16 protein-coding genes are annotated in these 15,546 nt (G+C 72.7%); 8 read left to right on the top strand and 8 right to left on the bottom strand.

Features of this window, described 5'->3' with window-relative positions; translation table 11 throughout:
• Positions 1 to 86: 86 nt before the first annotated feature.
• From mftM to BJ958_RS17485, 5 genes are all read right to left on the bottom strand, one after another.
• Positions 87 to 995 (bottom strand): mycofactocin oligosaccharide methyltransferase MftM, encoded by a 909-nt coding sequence (mftM, locus tag BJ958_RS28675; protein WP_179728192.1) that lies wholly within the window; start codon positions 993 to 995, stop codon positions 87 to 89.
• Complete coding sequence (locus BJ958_RS17500; protein ID WP_179728191.1) at positions 992 to 2,527, bottom strand: VWA domain-containing protein; 1,536 nt, start codon at positions 2,525 to 2,527, stop codon at positions 992 to 994. The genes mftM and BJ958_RS17500 overlap by 4 nt, the downstream gene beginning before the upstream one ends.
• 18 nt (positions 2,528 to 2,545) lie before the next feature.
• The gene (locus BJ958_RS28670) at positions 2,546 to 3,745 is read right to left on the bottom strand and encodes an AAA family ATPase (protein WP_179728190.1); all 1,200 of its coding nucleotides are present in this window, start codon (positions 3,743 to 3,745) and stop codon (positions 2,546 to 2,548) included.
• Positions 3,746 to 3,872: 127 nt separating this feature from the next.
• A complete protein-coding gene (mdo, locus tag BJ958_RS17490) occupies positions 3,873 to 5,165 on the bottom strand; it encodes an NDMA-dependent methanol dehydrogenase (RefSeq protein WP_179728189.1) in 1,293 nt (430 codons plus the stop codon).
• Positions 5,166 to 5,407: 242 nt separating this feature from the next.
• Positions 5,408 to 6,001 (bottom strand): GPR1/FUN34/YaaH family transporter, encoded by a 594-nt coding sequence (locus tag BJ958_RS17485; protein ID WP_218865831.1) that lies wholly within the window; start codon positions 5,999 to 6,001, stop codon positions 5,408 to 5,410.
• Positions 6,002 to 6,231: 230 nt separating this feature from the next.
• On the opposite strand from BJ958_RS17485, the gene BJ958_RS17480 reads away from it, so the two are divergent.
• Positions 6,232 to 6,807 (top strand): adenylate kinase, encoded by a 576-nt coding sequence (locus BJ958_RS17480; RefSeq protein WP_179728187.1) that lies wholly within the window; start codon positions 6,232 to 6,234, stop codon positions 6,805 to 6,807.
• Here BJ958_RS17480 and mftR read toward each other — a convergent pair.
• Complete coding sequence (gene mftR, locus BJ958_RS17475) at positions 6,804 to 7,424, bottom strand: mycofactocin system transcriptional regulator (protein ID WP_179728186.1); 621 nt, start codon at positions 7,422 to 7,424, stop codon at positions 6,804 to 6,806. The two genes, BJ958_RS17480 and mftR, sit on opposite strands and share 4 nt — an antisense overlap.
• A 120-nt stretch (positions 7,425 to 7,544) precedes the next feature.
• Here mftR and mftA point away from each other — a divergent pair, with 120 nt between their 5' ends.
• From mftA to mftF, 7 genes are read left to right on the top strand one after another with little or no spacing between them, the layout of a single operon-like run.
• Complete coding sequence (mftA, locus tag BJ958_RS17470; protein WP_179728185.1) at positions 7,545 to 7,640, top strand: mycofactocin precursor MftA; 96 nt, start codon at positions 7,545 to 7,547, stop codon at positions 7,638 to 7,640.
• A gap of 1 nt (position 7,641) precedes the next feature.
• Positions 7,642 to 7,941 (top strand): mycofactocin biosynthesis chaperone MftB, encoded by a 300-nt coding sequence (mftB, locus tag BJ958_RS17465; RefSeq protein ID WP_179728184.1) that lies wholly within the window; start codon positions 7,642 to 7,644, stop codon positions 7,939 to 7,941.
• Complete coding sequence (gene mftC, locus BJ958_RS17460; protein ID WP_179728183.1) at positions 7,938 to 9,203, top strand: mycofactocin radical SAM maturase; 1,266 nt, start codon at positions 7,938 to 7,940, stop codon at positions 9,201 to 9,203. Before mftB ends, mftC begins: the two co-directional genes overlap by 4 nt.
• Positions 9,203 to 10,462: a pre-mycofactocin synthase MftD gene (gene mftD / locus BJ958_RS17455; RefSeq protein ID WP_179728182.1), complete on the top strand. Its 1,260-nt coding sequence runs from the start codon at positions 9,203 to 9,205 to the stop codon at positions 10,460 to 10,462. Before mftC ends, mftD begins: the two co-directional genes overlap by 1 nt.
• Positions 10,463 to 10,464: 2 nt before the next feature.
• A complete protein-coding gene (gene mftE / locus BJ958_RS17450; protein ID WP_179728181.1) occupies positions 10,465 to 11,157 on the top strand; it encodes a mycofactocin biosynthesis peptidyl-dipeptidase MftE in 693 nt (230 codons plus the stop codon).
• Positions 11,154 to 11,882, top strand: coding sequence for a mycofactocin-coupled SDR family oxidoreductase (locus tag BJ958_RS17445; RefSeq protein WP_179728180.1), 729 nt, complete (start codon positions 11,154 to 11,156; stop codon positions 11,880 to 11,882). The genes mftE and BJ958_RS17445 overlap by 4 nt, the downstream gene beginning before the upstream one ends.
• Complete coding sequence (gene mftF / locus BJ958_RS17440; RefSeq protein WP_179728179.1) at positions 11,879 to 13,384, top strand: mycofactocin biosynthesis glycosyltransferase MftF; 1,506 nt, start codon at positions 11,879 to 11,881, stop codon at positions 13,382 to 13,384. Before BJ958_RS17445 ends, mftF begins: the two co-directional genes overlap by 4 nt.
• Here mftF and BJ958_RS17435 read toward each other — a convergent pair.
• Together BJ958_RS17435 and BJ958_RS17430 are read right to left on the bottom strand one after the other, a co-directional pair.
• Entirely contained in the window at positions 13,335 to 13,985 is a 651-nt protein-coding gene (locus BJ958_RS17435; protein ID WP_179728178.1) for a helix-turn-helix domain-containing protein, read from the bottom strand. The two genes, mftF and BJ958_RS17435, sit on opposite strands and share 50 nt — an antisense overlap.
• Positions 13,978 to 15,477, bottom strand: coding sequence for an APC family permease (locus tag BJ958_RS17430; protein WP_179728177.1), 1,500 nt, complete (start codon positions 15,475 to 15,477; stop codon positions 13,978 to 13,980). The genes BJ958_RS17435 and BJ958_RS17430 overlap by 8 nt, the downstream gene beginning before the upstream one ends.
• Positions 15,478 to 15,546 lie beyond the last annotated feature (69 nt).

Here is a 15,546-nt window from a genome sequence, read left to right as displayed (position 1 = left end):
CGCGCGGGCGGCGGCCGGCGGGATGCCCAGGAGACTGCTGGACAATACGCGCGGCGACGCTGCGCCGGGCGCCGCTCGCGTTCGCCCTAGGAACGGTCGAGGACCAGCCACCCGCCGTGGTGGTCGTGCGTCTGCCACTGCCAGCCGCTGCGCCGCCCCAGGTCGGCGAGCTCGGCGGGGGTGAAGGTCCGCACGTGGCCGTAGGCCGCGGTGGGCTCGTCCTCGTAGGGGACCGCGACGACGACCCGGCGCCGGGCCACCCGCTGCATCTCGTGGAGGACCGCGCGCCCGTGCTCGGGCGGCATGTGCTCCAGCAGGTGGAGTGCGACGACGGTGTCGAAGGAGGCGTCGGGTCGCGGCACGCGGGCCGCGTCGCAGACGACGGTGTCGAGCCGCAGCCCGAGCCGCGGGGCGACACGGGCGAGCAGGCGCACGGTGTTGGCGCTGACATCGCTCGCGGTGACGTCGAGACGACGGGCGCCGAGGAGGCTGAAGAAGCCGAAGCAGCTGCCCAGCTCGAGCATCGAGCCCGGCTCGATCAGCTCGTGGGCGTGGCGGTAGACGGGTGCGTAGCCGGCGAGCGAACCCTCGACGAAGGTGCGATCGCGCTGGGGCTCGGCACCGGTCGACGCCGCGGTGCCGACGAGACGGGCGAGGGTGTTTCGGTAGAAGAGCGTCCACGCGGTCAGCGGGTCCGGCGAGGTGCTGACCACGACGCCGGTCATCAGCCGCTCGAAAAGCTCGCTCCCCTCCAGCCAGCCCGGCGCGAAGAGCTCGCGGGCGAGGAGGCCGGCGAGGTCGTTGTCGACGAGGTGGTCGGGCAGGTCGTGGACCAGGTGGATGCGGTTGCGCTCGCGCCACAGGGTGAAGGAGGAGGTCCGGGTCGCGCCCTGCGGAACCACCGCGTTGCGGCAGACCTCGACGAGCGCGTCCGAGTAGACCCCCGGGCGCCGGCAGCCGAGCGGGTCGATGGGGGCGGTGGCAGTGATGGTCATCGGACCTCGCTGAGGTGGGAGGTGACCAGGTCCAGTCCGGACAGGTCCCGCACGACGTGGACCCGGTCGCAGTGGGCGGCGTACGCCGGGAGGTCGCAGCTGCCGAGCGTCCACGAGTACCGCGGCTCCGGAGTGATCCAGATGGTCTCGCGGGCCCGTCGGGTGATCTCCTCGAACACCCCGAGCGCCGGGTCGTTGCCGTTGCCGCGCCCGTCGCCCAGCACGACCACGGTGGTCCGCCGGTTGACGCCACCCCCGAAGTCGTCGAGGAACTGCTGGAAGGCCGACCCGTAGTCGGAGTCGGTGTCCACGTCCAGGACCCCGCCGGCGGGCAACCCGGACAGGGTGAGCGACAGGGCATCCTCCATCGGGTGCTCGGCGAACAGGTCGGTCACCTCGACCAGGTCGGAGACGAAGGCGAAGGTCCGCACGTGGGAGGCCATGCCCTGCAGGCCGTGGACCAGCTGCAGGGTGAAGCGAGCAGCGGCTCGCACGGAGAGGGAGACGTCCGCCAGCACGAGGAGCCGCGGCCGGTCGGTCACCTTCGCGACCGTGACCGGGCGGAACGGCACGCCGTCGCTGCGGAGGTTGCGGCGCATCGTGCGTGAGCCGTCGATGCTGCCGCGGGCAGCCTCCCGGCGCCGCGATCGGGGCGCTCCGTGCAGGCTGCGGACCAGCCTGCGCAGCGATTCCTCGAGCGCGGCCCGCTCACTCTCCCCGATCCGGTCGATCTCCCGGGCCCGTGCCTCGCGAGACTCGATCGCGGCCTCGGTGGCGAGCATCTCCTCGAGGTGGCGCTGGAGCGCCTGGGGGAGACCGTCGAGGAGACCGGACAGCGCGCTGCGCAGTGCTCTCAGCTCGTCCGCGCCGACGGTGCTGCCCTCCACCGCGTCGTCGTCGCCCTCGTCGAGCCAGGCCAGCAGCGCCATCTCCTCGGCGACCGTCAGCTCGGAGTCGAGTCGGGTCCCCGTCCGGTCGGCGATCCTCCCCGGGCGTCCCGGGTTGTGCAGCCGCGAGGTGTCGAGCTGGACGCGGGCCGCGTTCGCGGCGGATGCGGCGCCGTCGTTGGACAGCACGATCTCGTCGGTCATCGCGGCGAGGTCGAGCTTGTTCGCCTCCTGGTGCAGGTTGTACTGCTGCGCGAGGTCCTCGGGGTCGAAGAAGTCGCGGATGTCCTGGGGCTTGCCGTGGCTGTGCCCCTGGTTGGGGGTACGGCCGGGCTCCTCGGAGAGGACGAACTCGTCGAGCTCGCCGTCGTCCTCGAGGTCGTCGTGGGCGTGGGAGTGTCCGTGCTCCTCGGAGGTGTCGAGCACAGCACGCAGCCGGAAGAAGCGGTCGAAGACCCGGTCGAACGCGGCCTCGTCCCGCTGGTCCTTGACCAACGTCACGCACAGCGCGCTGCGGAGCAGCTCGCGGTCCTCGAGGACGCCCGGGGCAGCCGCCGCGCGCGACGCGTCGACCACCTCGGAGATCCCGATCCGGATGCCGTGCAGCCGCAGCAGCCGCACGAAGCGGTGGAGGGCGCCGTCCATGGCACAGACCCGCCCGTGTCAGAAGGGCCGGCGGCGCGAGCCGAACGAGCGGGCGCCCTGGCCGGCAGGGACGGCGCGGGTCGGCCCCATGGTGCCGGTCCCGTAGTACGCCTCGTCGTGGCGTCCCGGGAGGTCCTTCGCGCGGCGTACCTCGGCTCCGTCGGGCTCGTCCGGGGTGGCCGTCCCGTGGTCGTGCCCGTGGTCGTGCCCATGTCCATGTCCGTGCCCGTGTCCGTGTCCGTGGTCGTGCAGGTGGTCGGGGACCACGGCGTTCGGGTCGACCATCCGTGGCAACGCCTCGAGTGCCCGGCGCAGGTCGCGCTCGTACTTCACGACGACGTTGGCCGTCGCCGACAACGTCTCGGCGGTGAGCTCCTCGGCGCCGAGGACCGCGAGGGTGCGCGCCCAGTCGACCGTCTCGGAGATGCTCGGTGCCTTGCGCAGGTCGAGCTCGCGCAGGCCGCGCACGATGCCGACCAGCTGGCGGGCCAGCTCGTCGGGGAGTCCGGTCCTCTTGGACCGGATGATGTCGAGCTCCCGCTCCGCGTCGGGGTAGTCGAGGAAGAGATGGAGGCAGCGTCGCTTGAGCGCCGCCGACAGGTCGCGGGTGTTGTTGGACGTGAGGATCACGTACGGCGTGTGGCGGGCGCGGAAGGTGCCCAGCTCCGGCACCGACACCTGGTACTCGGCGAGCAGCTCGAGCAGGACGGCCTCGAGCGCCTCGTCGGCACGGTCGACCTCGTCGACGAGCAGGACCACCGGCTCCTCGGAGCGGATCGCCTCGAGCAGCGGACGGGCGGCGAGGAAGCGCTCGGAGAAGAAGACGCTCTCCTCGCCCGCCAGGGTGTCCACCGCGCCGGCGAGGTCGGGGGCGTCGGCGACCAGGGCACCGACCTTCTCCCGCATGAGCTGGGTGTAGAGGAGCTGCTTGCCGTAGTCCCACTCGTACAGGGCGGTCGTCTCGTCCTGGCCCTCGTAGCACTGCAGGCGCAGCAGTCGTCGTCCCGTCACCTCGGCCAGCGACTTCGCCAGCTGGGTCTTGCCCACGCCCGCCGGGCCCTCGAGCAGGATCGGCTTCTCCAGGTGTGCCTGGAGGAAGACGGTGGTCGCCAGGCGCTCGTCGGCGAGGTAGCCGTGATCGGCGAACTGGACGATGACGTCGGCGACGTCGGCGAAGCCGGCGTCATCGCGCACGGCGTCGAGGGATCGGGCGGACATGGATGCCTCCTGGGCGGCGGAGCGGTGGACGGGGGTGTGGATCGGTCCGACCCGGGGCGCGTGCCCCGGCTCACCCGAGCCGGACCGACTCACGGTGCGGCCGTCGGGACGGCCACACCGGTGCGGCTCAGGACAGGAGGTCGTCGAGCTCGCCGGTCATGCAGTGCTCCACGACGGGGCGCACGGTCTCGAACGTGCACTCCTTGGCGTTGCCCGGGGTGCAGGCGTCGCCGAGCACGTGGTGGGTGATGCGGTCGACGTCGGCGTCGTCGCCCGTGATCACCTTGGCGTTCTCGTAGTACTTCGTCGGCCCCTGGCCCAGTCGGTTCTTGGAGTAGGTGTCCTGGGTGACCGAGACGAAGTTCTCCGGGATGCCCACGTCGCGCAGCAGCCGGATCGCGGCCGCGAGTGCGGCGTCGGCCGCCTGCGGCTTGGTCATCCCGTGCGTGTCGACGCCCATGGCCTCGGCGATGTCGGCGAACCGGCCGTACTGGGCCGGCATGTTGAACGCCCAGACACGGGGGAGCGCGATCGCGTTGTTGAGCCCGTGGTGCGTGTCGTAGAACGCCGAGACCGCGTGCGAGATCGAGTGGATGATGCCGAGGCCGCCGGAGTTGAACGCCTGGGCGGCGATGTACTGCGCGTACATCATGCCCTCGCGGCCCTTCAGGTCCTGGCCGTTCCAGACCGCCTCGCGCAGGTTCTCCGCGGTCAGCTTGATGGCGCGGATCGCGTTGCCGAGCGACGGCTCGAAGTTGAGCCGCGACACGTAGGGCTCGGATGCGTGCGCCAGCACGTCGAAGCCGCACTGGGCGGTGTAGTCGACCGGGCAGTCGAAGTAGAGGACGGGGTCGTCGATGGCGAGGGTGGCCACCGATGCGTCGTCGAAGGCGACGTACTTGTGCGGGTTGTCGGGGTCCGTCGTGGTGTCGGTGATGACGTAGGCCCACGACGTCTCCGAACCGGTGCCGGCCGTCGTGGAGACGGCGATGTGAGGCGGGTTGTTCGGGTTCTCCGACTTGTTGAAGCCCTCGAAGTCGTTGACGTTGCGGCCGTCGTGGGCGACCGAGATGCGCGCGCCCTTGCACGCGTCGTGCGAGGAGCCGCCACCGATCGAGATGAACGAGTCGCACTTGTTCTGCTGGTACAGGGCCACCGCGTCCATGACGTTGTAGTCCTTCGGGTTGGACTCGACCTTGTCGTACACGACGGCCTCGAGGCCGTGGTACTTGAGCGAGTCCACGATCTTCTGGACGACGTTCGTGCCGCGCAGGCCCGACGTCATGACGAGCGGCCTGGTGAAGCCGAGCTTGATGGCCTCGGGGCCGATGAGCTCGTGTGCACCCGGACCCATGAGCGCCCGCGGGAACGGGTGGAACTCCTTGATCGGGAACGGCTTGAGCAGTTCGTCAACCTGCATGAGGAACCTCCTGGTGGGACGTGCTGACCACCGGAACGTAAGGCTGGTCACACCCCGGCGGGGAGGCCGGGAAACGCAAACCATCCGCTGCGAGGAGCGGCTCCTGAACGGATGGTTCGGCCGCGACCTGCCCGGTCGGAGAGGCCGGGGCCGGTCGACCGCAGCCCACCGAAAGGGGGCTGTGGTGGAGTGCCGTGCAGCACTCCGCCACAGCCCCCGATGCGGGCGCCGCCGGTCGATGGTCAGGCGCGGATCGGCGCACCGAGGGGAAGGGCTCGGCCGCCGGTGGCCTGCGACATGGCGTCGAGGAACAGGTAGGCCCCGACGCTGACGAACGCGAACACGGTGTAGCCGCCGAGCCGGGTCAGGTCGGGGCTTGCCTGGGCCGTGCCGAGCAGGACCAGCAGCAGGGCGAGGTCGATCAGGGCGAACAGGATCGTGAACGCCCGCGGGAGGCGCAAGGTGGCCAGCGTCAGGAGCACGATGACGGCGAGCCAGGAGCCGAGGAACAGCTCCTGGGTCCGCACCGCGTCAGCGGGAAGGATCCCGAACCAGTCGTGGGTGAGGCCGAGGACGAGGGCCGCGTAGCTGGACCAGAAGCCGGTGAAGATGCCGAAGATGGCCGCCACGGCGTTCTGGTTGAGGCGGGTGGCCCAGACCGCCGCGACCGCCTGGCCGAACGCGGTGGCGGTGGCGATGATCGGGATCGACGCCGAGCCGGCGCTGGCCGGCACGAAGCCGACCAGGACCAGGCCGAGGGCGACGGAGCCGACGAGGAAGGTCGGGACTCCGATCAGGCCGGGGTTGCCGTCGGGGACGGGGGTTTCAGTGGACACGAGTACCTCCAAGGGGATGTGGTCCCGGTCACTGTGCCGACGCCGCGGCCGGGTCCACACCCTGCGAGCAGGCCGCAGTTGGGACTGCCCGGTCGGACGGGGGCGGCTCATCCGACGGCGAGGGCGTCGCCACGTGCAACGTCCCTGCAGCGGCCTGAGCACTACCGTGCGCGCCGACGGGTCCGTGAGCTGGGGCGGACCCGCACCGACGACGAAAGGTCCTCCTGCGCATGCGTCTTCTCCTCATGGGCCCGCCCGGTGCCGGCAAGGGCACCCAGGCCGCAGCGATCGCCGAGCGGTTCGGCGTACCGGCGATCTCGACCGGCGACATCTTCCGCGCGAACGTCGCGCGGCAGTCCGAACTGGGCCGGACCGCCCAGCGGTACATGGATGCCGGCGAGTACGTCCCCGACGAGGTCACCAACGCGATGGTGGCCCAGCGGCTGTCGGACACCGACTGTGCCGGCGGCTTCCTCCTCGACGGCTACCCGCGCACGCTGCAGCAGGTCGACGAGCTCGACGCGATCCTGGAGCGCGACGGCGTGGCACTCAGCGCGGTCGTGCTCCTCGAGGCCGACCCGGAGGAGCTGGTCCGCCGCCTCCTGCGCCGCGCTCTCGACCAGGGCCGGGCCGACGACACCGACGAGGTCATCCGCCGCCGGCTGGAGGTCTACGCCTCCGAGACCGCACCACTCGCGGCGCAGTACGCCGAGCGCGGGCTGCTGGCGACGGTCGACGGTCTCGGTCCGGTGACAGAGGTGGCCGAGCGCATCCTGGCGGCGCTGGTGGCGAAGTCCTCGGCCTAGGCGACGCCGAGATACCGCCGGAGACCGGCCATGGCCTCGTCGATGATGTCGAGCAGGGGGGCGGTCTCGGCGTCGGGCTCGGCCAGCCACGCCGCGTAGGCGGAGAGCGAGATGGCGAGGGACACGTGGCCGGCCACCTGGGGGACGAGGTCCCCCGGCTGTGCGCCGGTGCGACGCGCGACGTCCTCGGCGATGACCTGACGCCACTCGGCGTAGCGGAGCACCGAGTGCGCCTCGAGCTCGGGCGTCGCCAGGATCAACCGCATCCGCTCGCGGTGCGGGGGGTGGGCGTCGGCCGGGAAGCGGTTGAACTCGACGACTGCGCGGTGGACGGCTTCGTGGACCGGGAGGTCGTCTGCCTGCTCCGAGAGCAGGTCGCGGAAGTGGTCGAGCGTCCGGTCGAACTGGCCCCACGGGATGTCGTTCTTCGACTGGTAGTAGCGGAACAGGGTGCGCCGGCTGACGCCGACCGCCTCGGCGATCGCGTCGAGCGTGGTCCGGGCGAAGCCGCGCTCGGCGAAGAGGGTGAAGGCCGCCTGCTCGATCGCGGCGTGGGAGGTGGCCTCGGGGCGCCCGCGCGCGCTGCTGCGCCCGCCCTCGCTGCGGCCTCCGGTCATGGGCCGTCAACCTACCGTCCCGGGGGCGAGGTCGAATCCCCTCCGAAAGGAGGGGGACTTTCTGCCCTTGGTGCAATTAGTGTGGCGGCCACCACATCGGCACGAGCTGGAGGAGAGATGATGAACCCCGAGATCGAGCAGGACCTGTCCATCGACCTGGCGGCCGAGGACCTCATCGAGGAGGTCTCGATCGACGGCATGTGCGGCGTCTACTGACATGGACGCCTTGCTGGGAGAGCCGTGGATGCTCTCGCCGTCGGTGGCGTTGCGGCCCGAGCCGTTCGGGGCATTGGCCTACCACTTCGGCAACCGGAAGCTGACCTTCCTCAAGCGACCCGAGCTGGTCGCCGTCGTCCGGGCCTTGGGGGAGGCGCCGGACGTGCGGACCGCGCTCGAGGCCGCGGGTGTCCCGGCCTCCCAGCACCCTGCCTTCGCGGCGGCCCTGCGCGGCCTGGCCGCGACCGACATGATCCGCCCGCGCCCGTCCGGCGCGATGGCCGAGGAGAAGAGCGCATGACCATCGCACCCGAACGACCGCAGAACGCGAGCCTGGTCCAGCAGTTCGAGTACGGCCTGGACGCCCCGATCTGCCTGACCTGGGAGCTGACCTACGCGTGCAACCTGGAGTGCGCCCACTGCCTGTCGAGCAGCGGGCGGCGTGACCCGCGGGAGCTGTCGACCGAGCAGTGCAAGGCGGTGATCGACGAGCTGCAGCGGATGCAGGTGTTCTACGTGAACATCGGCGGCGGTGAGCCGACGATCCGCCCGGACTTCTGGGAGCTGCTGGAGTACGCCGTCAACCACCAGGTCGGCGTGAAGTTCTCCACCAACGGGGTGCGGATCACCCCCGAGCGTGCGGCGTTCCTGGCCTCACCCGCCTGCAACGGGTACGTCGACGTGCAGGTCTCGCTGGACGGTGCGACCGCCGAGGTCAACGACTACGTGCGTGGTCCGGGCTCCTACGACACCGCCCTGCGCGCGCTGGCGAACCTCAAGGACGCCGGCTTCGAGGACGCGAAGATCTCGGTGGTCTGCACGCGGGAGAACATCGGCCAGCTCGACGAGTTCAAGGCGCTGGCCGACCGCTTCGGCGCGACCCTGCGGCTGACGCGGCTGCGCCCGTCGGGCCGGGGCGCGGACGTGTGGGACGAGCTCCACCCGCTGCCCGAGCAGCAGCGCGAGCTCTACGACTGGCTCATGGCGCACACCGCCGACGGGGAGGAGGTGCTGACCGGTGACTCGTTCTTCCACCTCGCCGCGTTCGGCCCGGCCGATGGGAGTGGGGCCCTGCCGGGCCTGAACCTGTGCGGTGCGGGGCGGGTGGTGTGCCTGATCGACCCGGTCGGTGACGTCTACGCCTGCCCGTTCGCGATCCACGACAACTTCCTGGCCGGCAACCTGCTGGCCGACGGCGGCTTCCAGCGGGTCTGGCAGGACTCCGCGCTGTTCAACGAGCTCCGCTCGCCGCAGACCGGTGGCGCCTGCTCGTCGTGTGCGTTCTTCGACTCCTGCCGGGGTGGTTGCATGGCGGCGAAGTTCTTCACCGGCCTCCCGCTGGATGGCCCCGACCCCGAGTGCGTGCAGGGGTACGGCGAGCACGCCCTGGCCGGGGAGCGGACCGTCCCGGCGCCGAGCCAGGACCACTCCAAGGCCGCCCCGACCCGCAACCAGCCGGTCATGCTCAAGCTCCTCACCGCTCGACCGTCGGGACCGCCCGTGTCGGCGTGCGCGGAGAGCCCGCTGGCCGGTTTCGATCCCACGCACGAAGGCTGCTGCTGATGAGCAAGAAGTTCGAGAACCCCTGGAAGCAGAACCCCTGGTTCGAGTCGGTCGCGGTCGCGCAGGAGCGGGCCCGCAAGCGTCTCCCGCAGCCGGTGTACGGCGCCCTGGTGGCCGGCTCCGAGCGCGGCCAGTCCGTGGCCGACAACCAGGCCGCGTTCGCCGAGCTCGGCATGGCGCCGCACGTCGTGGGCCAGCTGCCCGAGCGGTCCCAGGCGACCACCGTCTTCGGCCAGCAGATCGGGCTGCCGGTGCTCATCTCCCCGACCGGCGTACAAGCGGTCCACCCCGACGGCGAGGTCGCCGTCGCCCGCGCGGCCGCCGCGCGGGGCACGATCATGGGCCTGTCGAACTTCGCCTCCAAGTCCGTCGAGGAGGTCACGGGCACCGGCGCGAACACGTTCTTCCAGATGTACTGGACCGGCGATCGCGACACGATGGTGCAGCGCATGCAGCGCGCGCAGGCCGCGGGCGTGCGGGGCCTGATCGCCACCCTGGACTGGTCGTTCTCGATGGGCCGTGACTGGGGCAGCCCGGAGATCCCGGAGAAGGTGGACCTCAAGGCGATGGTCCGGCTCGCTCCGAAGGTCGCGACCAAGCCGCGTTGGCTGTGGCAGTTCGGCCAGCAGTTCCGCCAGACCGGGAAGCTTCCCGACCTGACCGCGCCCAACCTCGCCGCACCCGGGGAGACGACGGGGCCGACGTTCTTCGGTGCCTACTACGAGTGGATGACCACGCCGCCGCCCACCTGGGACGACGTCGCGTGGATGCGTGAGACCTGGGCGCAGGTCTCCGGGACGCCGTTCGTGCTCAAGGGCGTGTGCCGTGTCGACGACGCCCTGCGGGCCGTGGACGCCGGGGTCGCCGGGATCTCGGTGTCCAACCACGGCGGCAACAACCTCGACGGCACCCCGGCCGCGATCCGGATGGTCCGCCCGATCGCTGAGGCGGTCGGCGAGCAGATCGATGTCGTGATGGACGGCGGCGTGCGCCGCGGCTCCGACGTCGTCAAGGCCCTCGCGCTCGGTGCGAAGGCGGTCATGATCGGCCGGGCCTACCTGTGGGGGCTGGCGGCGAACGGCCAGGCGGGCGTGGAGAACGTCCTCGACGTCCTCTCCGGCGGCATCGACTCCGCGTTGCGTGGGCTGGCGCTCGGCTCCACCGGCGAGCTGCGGCCCGAGCACCTGCTGATCCCCGACGGGTTCGAGCGCGCCCTCGGCGTGCCCGAGCCTGCCAGGACCGTCCGGGCGGGGCGTTGACCATGGCCCCCGAGCTGGCGCCCGCGACCTCGCCCGGTCTTCCAGCCGGGCCAACCGTGCTGGTCCCGGTCGGCTCGATCGAGCAGCACGGACCGCACCTGCCGCTCGACACCGACACCGTCATCGCCACCGCGGTCGCCGCTCGTGCCGCCGAGGTGATGGCAGCGGCCGGCCTGCCGGTGCTGATCGCGCCCGCCCTGTCCTACGGCTCGAGCGGGGAGCACCAGGACTTCGCCGGCACCAGCTCGATCGGCACGACGGTCCTCCACGACGTCCTCGTCGAGCTCGCCCGCTCGATGCGCACCTGGGCCGCCCGCGTGGTGTTCGTCAACGCCCACGGGGGCAACGTCGTGGCCCTGAGAGGCGCGGTGCGCCGGCTGGTGGACGAGGGGCACGACGTCGACTGGGTGCCCTGCGCGACCGAACCGCCGTCGAACCCCGGGGCGGACCTGCACGCCGGACGCACCGAGACCTCCCTGATGCTGCACATCGCCCCGTGGAACGTCTGGCTCGACCGCGCCGAGGCCGGCAACACCGGAACCCTCGCCGAGCTGCTGCCGCTCATGATGGCCGGCGGTGTCAAGGCGGTCTCGCCCAACGGCGTGCTCGGCGACCCGTCGGGAGCGAGCGCCGAGGAGGGAGCGGCGGTGCTGGCCTCGATGGTCGCCGACGTCGTGGACGCGGTACGACGATGAGCCGGGTGGTCCTGGTGACCGGCGCCGCCCGGGGCATCGGCGCCGCGACCGTGCGTGCTCTCGCCGGTCGTGGTGACCGCGTCGTGGCCGTCGACGAGCTCGCGGTCTCCCCGCAGGGTGACCAGGTCGTGGCGCACGTCGCCGACGTCCGCGACCGCGCAGCCCTCGCGACGGCCGTCGGCCTCGCACTCGATCGCTGGGGCCGGCTCGACGCCGCGGTCGCGGGGGCCGCGGTCATCGCCGGGGGCCGCCCGTTGTGGGAGACCCCGCAGGCCGACCTCGACCTGCTCTGGGACGTCGACGTGAAGGGCGTGTGGAACACCGCCGCCGCCACCGTCCCCGCGATGCTGGCCGGCCCCGACCCGACCGGCTGCCGGTTCGTCGCGATCGCGTCCGCCGCCGCCCACCACGGGCTGCACCACCTCGCGGCCTACAACGCCGCCAAGCACGCCGTCGTCGGCCTCGTGAAGGGTCTCGCCGCCGACCTCGCCGGGACGGGCGTGAGCGCCTGCGCCGTCTCGCCCGGCTCGACCCGGACCCCGATGCTGGAGGCCACCGCCGCGCTCTACGGCCTCGACGACATCGACGGCTTCGCGGGGAACCAGCTCCTGCGTCGCGTCCTCGAGCCCGATGAGGTCGCCGCCACCGTCGCCTTCTGCTGCAGTCGCGAGGCCGCCGTCCTCAACGGATCCGTCGTGCATGCCGACGGGGGTTTCGCGCCATGACAGCCACCCGCGTCGTCAGCGACCTTCCCGACGGCTTCCGGATCCGCCTGCGCGCCGACGTGGCGCACGCCGAGGCGGGCCGCCTCCTGGTCGGCGGCTCCCCGGTGCGGGCGGTCCGGCTGAGCGTCCGGGCCCGCAGCCTGCTCGCCGGCGACGACCTGGTCGTCACGGACACGGCCACCGCCCGACTCGCGCGTCGCCTCCTCGACGGCAACCTCGCCAACCCCGTCCTCGACCATCCCGACAGCCCGATCGAGGTCGCCCTGACCGACCTCACCGTCGTCGTACCGGTGCGCGACCGGCCCGAGCAGCTCGACAGGTGCCTGGCAGCGCTGGTCCCGTTGAGCGTCATCGTGGTCGACGACGACTCCGAGCAACCCCACCGGGTGGCCGAGGTCGCCGACCGCCACGGCGCGCGGGTCCACCGGCTCAGCACCAACCTCGGTCCTGCCGGCGCCCGCAACGCGGGCCTGCGCCTGGTCCGGTCGCCGCTGGTGGCGTTCGTCGACTCCGACGTGACCGTCGACGCCTCTCGCCTGCTCGACCTCGCCCGCCACGGTGCCGACCCGCGGGTCGCCCTCGTCGGCCCGCAGGTGGTCGGCAAGGTGCGCAGCGCACCGGGTCGTCGGGCGCGCTGGTTCGAGCGGTACGACGCCGCGGCCTCCTCCCTCGACCTCGGCTCCACCGGCGGGGTGGTCCGTCCCGGCGCCGCGACGGGATGGCTTCCCTCCGCCTGCCTCGTCGGCCGGACCGAGCTCCTCGCCGGCGACACCGGTGGCTTCGAGGACGGCTGGCGCGTCGCCGAGGACGTCGACCTCGTCTGGCGTCTCGTCGACGCCGGCCACCTCGTCCGCTACGACCCCGACGTGCGCGCCGACCACGACGTCCGCGGCACCGTGCGCAGCTGGCTGGGCCGCAAGTTCTTCTACGGCACCGGCGGCGCCGACCTCGCCGCCCGCCACGGCGGCAAGGTGGCCCCCGCCGTCCTGTCCCCGACCATGGCGCTCAGCGGCTGGGCGCTCCTGCAGCGGCGCTGGTGGTCCCTGCCCGTCGCTGCGGGCGCGGGCGCGCTGACCGCCCGCAACCTCGCGCCCCACCTCCCGCTCGAGGAGGGACGCAACGTCGTGGCCGCCCGGCTCGCCGCGAAGGGCACGGCGTGGGCGGTCCGCCAGGAGGCCGGGCTCCTGCTGCGCCACTGGTGGCCGCTCGCCGCCCTCGCGGCCCCCTTCAGCCGGCAGGTCCGCCGAGCCCTGCTCTCGGCGGTCGCCGTCGACATGGTCGTCTTCCTCCGCGAGCGCACCGGCGTCGACCCGCTCACCGCCCTCGTCGCCCGGCGGCTCGACGACCTCGCCTACGGCAGCGGCCTGTGGTGGGGCGCGATCCTCCGCCGCAGCCCACGCTGCCTCCTCCCGCGCCGGCCCGGGACCACCCGGGCCGGTGGGAGGCGTGAGGTCAGTGCAGCAGCGGGTCGAGGTCGCCGGCGCGCCGCGCGATCGTCGTGAGCCGCTCCTGCACCACGGCGATCCCGCTGGGGGAGCCGACCATCCACAGGGCGGCGTGCAGCACGCCGTCGCGGTTGTAGATCCCGACCGCGACCGACTCCGTGTCGGGCGCCACGTCGGCGGCCCGGTGGGCGGTGGCCCGCTCCCGCCCGCCGGCCATCAGGTCGCCGAGAGCGGTCCGCGGGAGGCGCGCGTTGAGCTCGGGCTCGGTCAGCGGAGGCGGGAAGTCCGGGTCGGCGTCGAGGATCCGCACGACGCCCGACCGGCACGAGCACAGGTGGATCCCTACCCGCACCGTCATCCGCAGCTCGGTCAGCAGGTCGCGTGCGGACTGGACGATCGTCGGCGTGAGGGCCGCGTCGACGAACACGTCGATCCGCCGTCCGAGCGCGAAGCCCGAGAGCTCCGGCAGGCGCACGAGGTACTCCTCGGCCACCAGCAGGTTGAGGATCCGGTAGACCGTCGCGGGCGGCATCGAGAGGCGGCTCGCGATCTGCTTGGCCGTCACGCCGCTGCCGGAGAGGGCGACCGCCTCCAGCACGGCCAGCGCGTTCTGGATGGCCTTGGGCTGGCGCCCGCTGATCGGGGAGCTGTCAACCATGCTCGCCCCCTCGCCACGCGGTCCGGCGCCTGGTCAGCAGGTCGGCCTCGGTGGTCTCGTCGTACAGGCCCAGCGCGGCGAGCCGGACGCCGCGGGCCCGCAGCCGAATCAGGGTGAGCACGAGGCCGGATGCGAGCAGCGCGAGGTAGACCACCGCCGGACGGCTGAACCGGCCGGGGTCGAGGGCGGTGCCCGCGACCACGATGCCGGCCATCGCGGTGGCGGTGAGGGTGGGCACCAGCCAGCCTGCGCGCGGCAGCTCGCCGATCCGGTGGAGGAAGACGGGGGCTGCGACGACGCAGAAGACGTAGGCGACGACGTACCCCTGCGCGGACAGGGCCAGCAGCCAGACGAACAGCTCGTCGGCTGCCACGCCGACGGCCGTCGTCGCCGCGACGGCAGCGCCGACCAGGGTCGAGGCCACGGTCAGGGTCAGCGCCGGCGTGCGCCAGCGGCGGTGGGTGCGTCCCAGCGGCGCGGGCAGGACCCCTTCACGGGCCATCGTGAACAAGGTCCGGGTCAGCGCGGTCGTCGAGCCGCACGCGCACGCGAACCAGGAGCCGAGCACGCCCACGTGCAGCAGCCCCTCGACCAGCCGCGGCACGGCCCCTCCGCCGCCCGACAGGTCCCAGGCCATCCCGGAGCCTCCGGCGCCCACGAACCCGTCACGGGTGACCAGCAGCGCCGCCCCGGCGAACAGCAGACCGGTGACGACGGGCGTCCAGCGCACGGCTCGGGGCACCGCGCTGAACGGGCGCCGGGTCTCGCTGCTCAGGGTCGTCGCCGACTCGAAGCCGACGAAGGCGACCATCGCCAGCAGCAGCACCAGGCCCCAGTGGCCCTCGGCGACGGAGCTGCCCAGGCCGGCGTCGATGCGCAGGTCGGTCCAGCCCGCGACGGTGAGGACCACCACGACGGTCGAGATCGCGAGCGCCTCGACGACGAGCACCGCGCCGGCCGACAGGCGCACGCCCCGCACCATCACCGCGCCCGCGGCCGCGGCGACCGCGAGACAGGCGAGCGGACGGGCCGTTGCGGGGTCGGGGTCGAGACCGAGGTCGTCGAGGAGGGCGAGCAGGAACTCGGCGGCGCCCAGGACACTCGCGGCTGCCGCACCGGCGTACCCGATCACCAGCGACAGGCCGGCAACGAGGCCGGCGCGCGGCCCGAGGCCCTTGACGGTGTAGCTGTACAGCCCGCCGGGCGCGACCATGCGCGTCGCGAACGCGTTCACGCAGCGGGCGACCGCGACCATGAGCGCCGCGACAGCGAGGAAGACGACCGGCGTCAGGCTGCCGGCCGTCGGGTGGGCGAGCAGCGGCAGGGTCACCATCACGGCCGACGGCGCGACCGCCGCGACCGACTGGGCGAGGACCTGGGGGAAGGCGAGGGTCCGGCGCGAGAGCCCACCGACGGGTGAGGACGACCGCAGCCGCGCTGCGACCGGGTCGCCCTCGAGAGTCCGGCCGGAGCCGGTGTCCGCACCGTCCATCGAGGCCGACGCTAGCGCCTGACGGCCCTCCCGTCGCTACGCCGTCGTGAACGCGGTGTGGGGTCCGAA

This window comes from Nocardioides kongjuensis (assembly GCF_013409625.1).
GTDB lineage: Bacteria > Actinomycetota > Actinomycetes > Propionibacteriales > Nocardioidaceae > Nocardioides > Nocardioides kongjuensis.
This window is presented reverse-complemented; position numbering and strand designations above follow the sequence as displayed.

Coding starts and splice junctions, on each gene's coding strand:
- BJ958_RS17430 (WP_179728177.1), bottom strand. CDS start 15,477: ATGGACGGTGCGGACACCGGCTCCGGCCGGACTCTCGAGGGCGACCCG.
- mftB (WP_179728184.1), top strand. CDS start 7,642: ATGGACGCCTTGCTGGGAGAGCCGTGGATGCTCTCGCCGTCGGTGGCG.
- BJ958_RS17445 (WP_179728180.1), top strand. CDS start 11,154: ATGAGCCGGGTGGTCCTGGTGACCGGCGCCGCCCGGGGCATCGGCGCC.
- mftD (WP_179728182.1), top strand. CDS start 9,203: ATGAGCAAGAAGTTCGAGAACCCCTGGAAGCAGAACCCCTGGTTCGAG.
- BJ958_RS17480 (WP_179728187.1), top strand. CDS start 6,232: ATGCGTCTTCTCCTCATGGGCCCGCCCGGTGCCGGCAAGGGCACCCAG.
- mftE (WP_179728181.1), top strand. CDS start 10,465: ATGGCCCCCGAGCTGGCGCCCGCGACCTCGCCCGGTCTTCCAGCCGGG.
- BJ958_RS28670 (WP_179728190.1), bottom strand. CDS start 3,745: ATGTCCGCCCGATCCCTCGACGCCGTGCGCGATGACGCCGGCTTCGCC.
- mftC (WP_179728183.1), top strand. CDS start 7,938: ATGACCATCGCACCCGAACGACCGCAGAACGCGAGCCTGGTCCAGCAG.
- mftR (WP_179728186.1), bottom strand. CDS start 7,424: ATGACCGGAGGCCGCAGCGAGGGCGGGCGCAGCAGCGCGCGCGGGCGC.
- BJ958_RS17500 (WP_179728191.1), bottom strand. CDS start 2,527: ATGGACGGCGCCCTCCACCGCTTCGTGCGGCTGCTGCGGCTGCACGGC.
- mdo (WP_179728189.1), bottom strand. CDS start 5,165: ATGCAGGTTGACGAACTGCTCAAGCCGTTCCCGATCAAGGAGTTCCAC.
- mftM (WP_179728192.1), bottom strand. CDS start 995: ATGACCATCACTGCCACCGCCCCCATCGACCCGCTCGGCTGCCGGCGC.
- mftF (WP_179728179.1), top strand. CDS start 11,879: ATGACAGCCACCCGCGTCGTCAGCGACCTTCCCGACGGCTTCCGGATC.
- mftA (WP_179728185.1), top strand. CDS start 7,545: ATGAACCCCGAGATCGAGCAGGACCTGTCCATCGACCTGGCGGCCGAG.
- BJ958_RS17435 (WP_179728178.1), bottom strand. CDS start 13,985: ATGGTTGACAGCTCCCCGATCAGCGGGCGCCAGCCCAAGGCCATCCAG.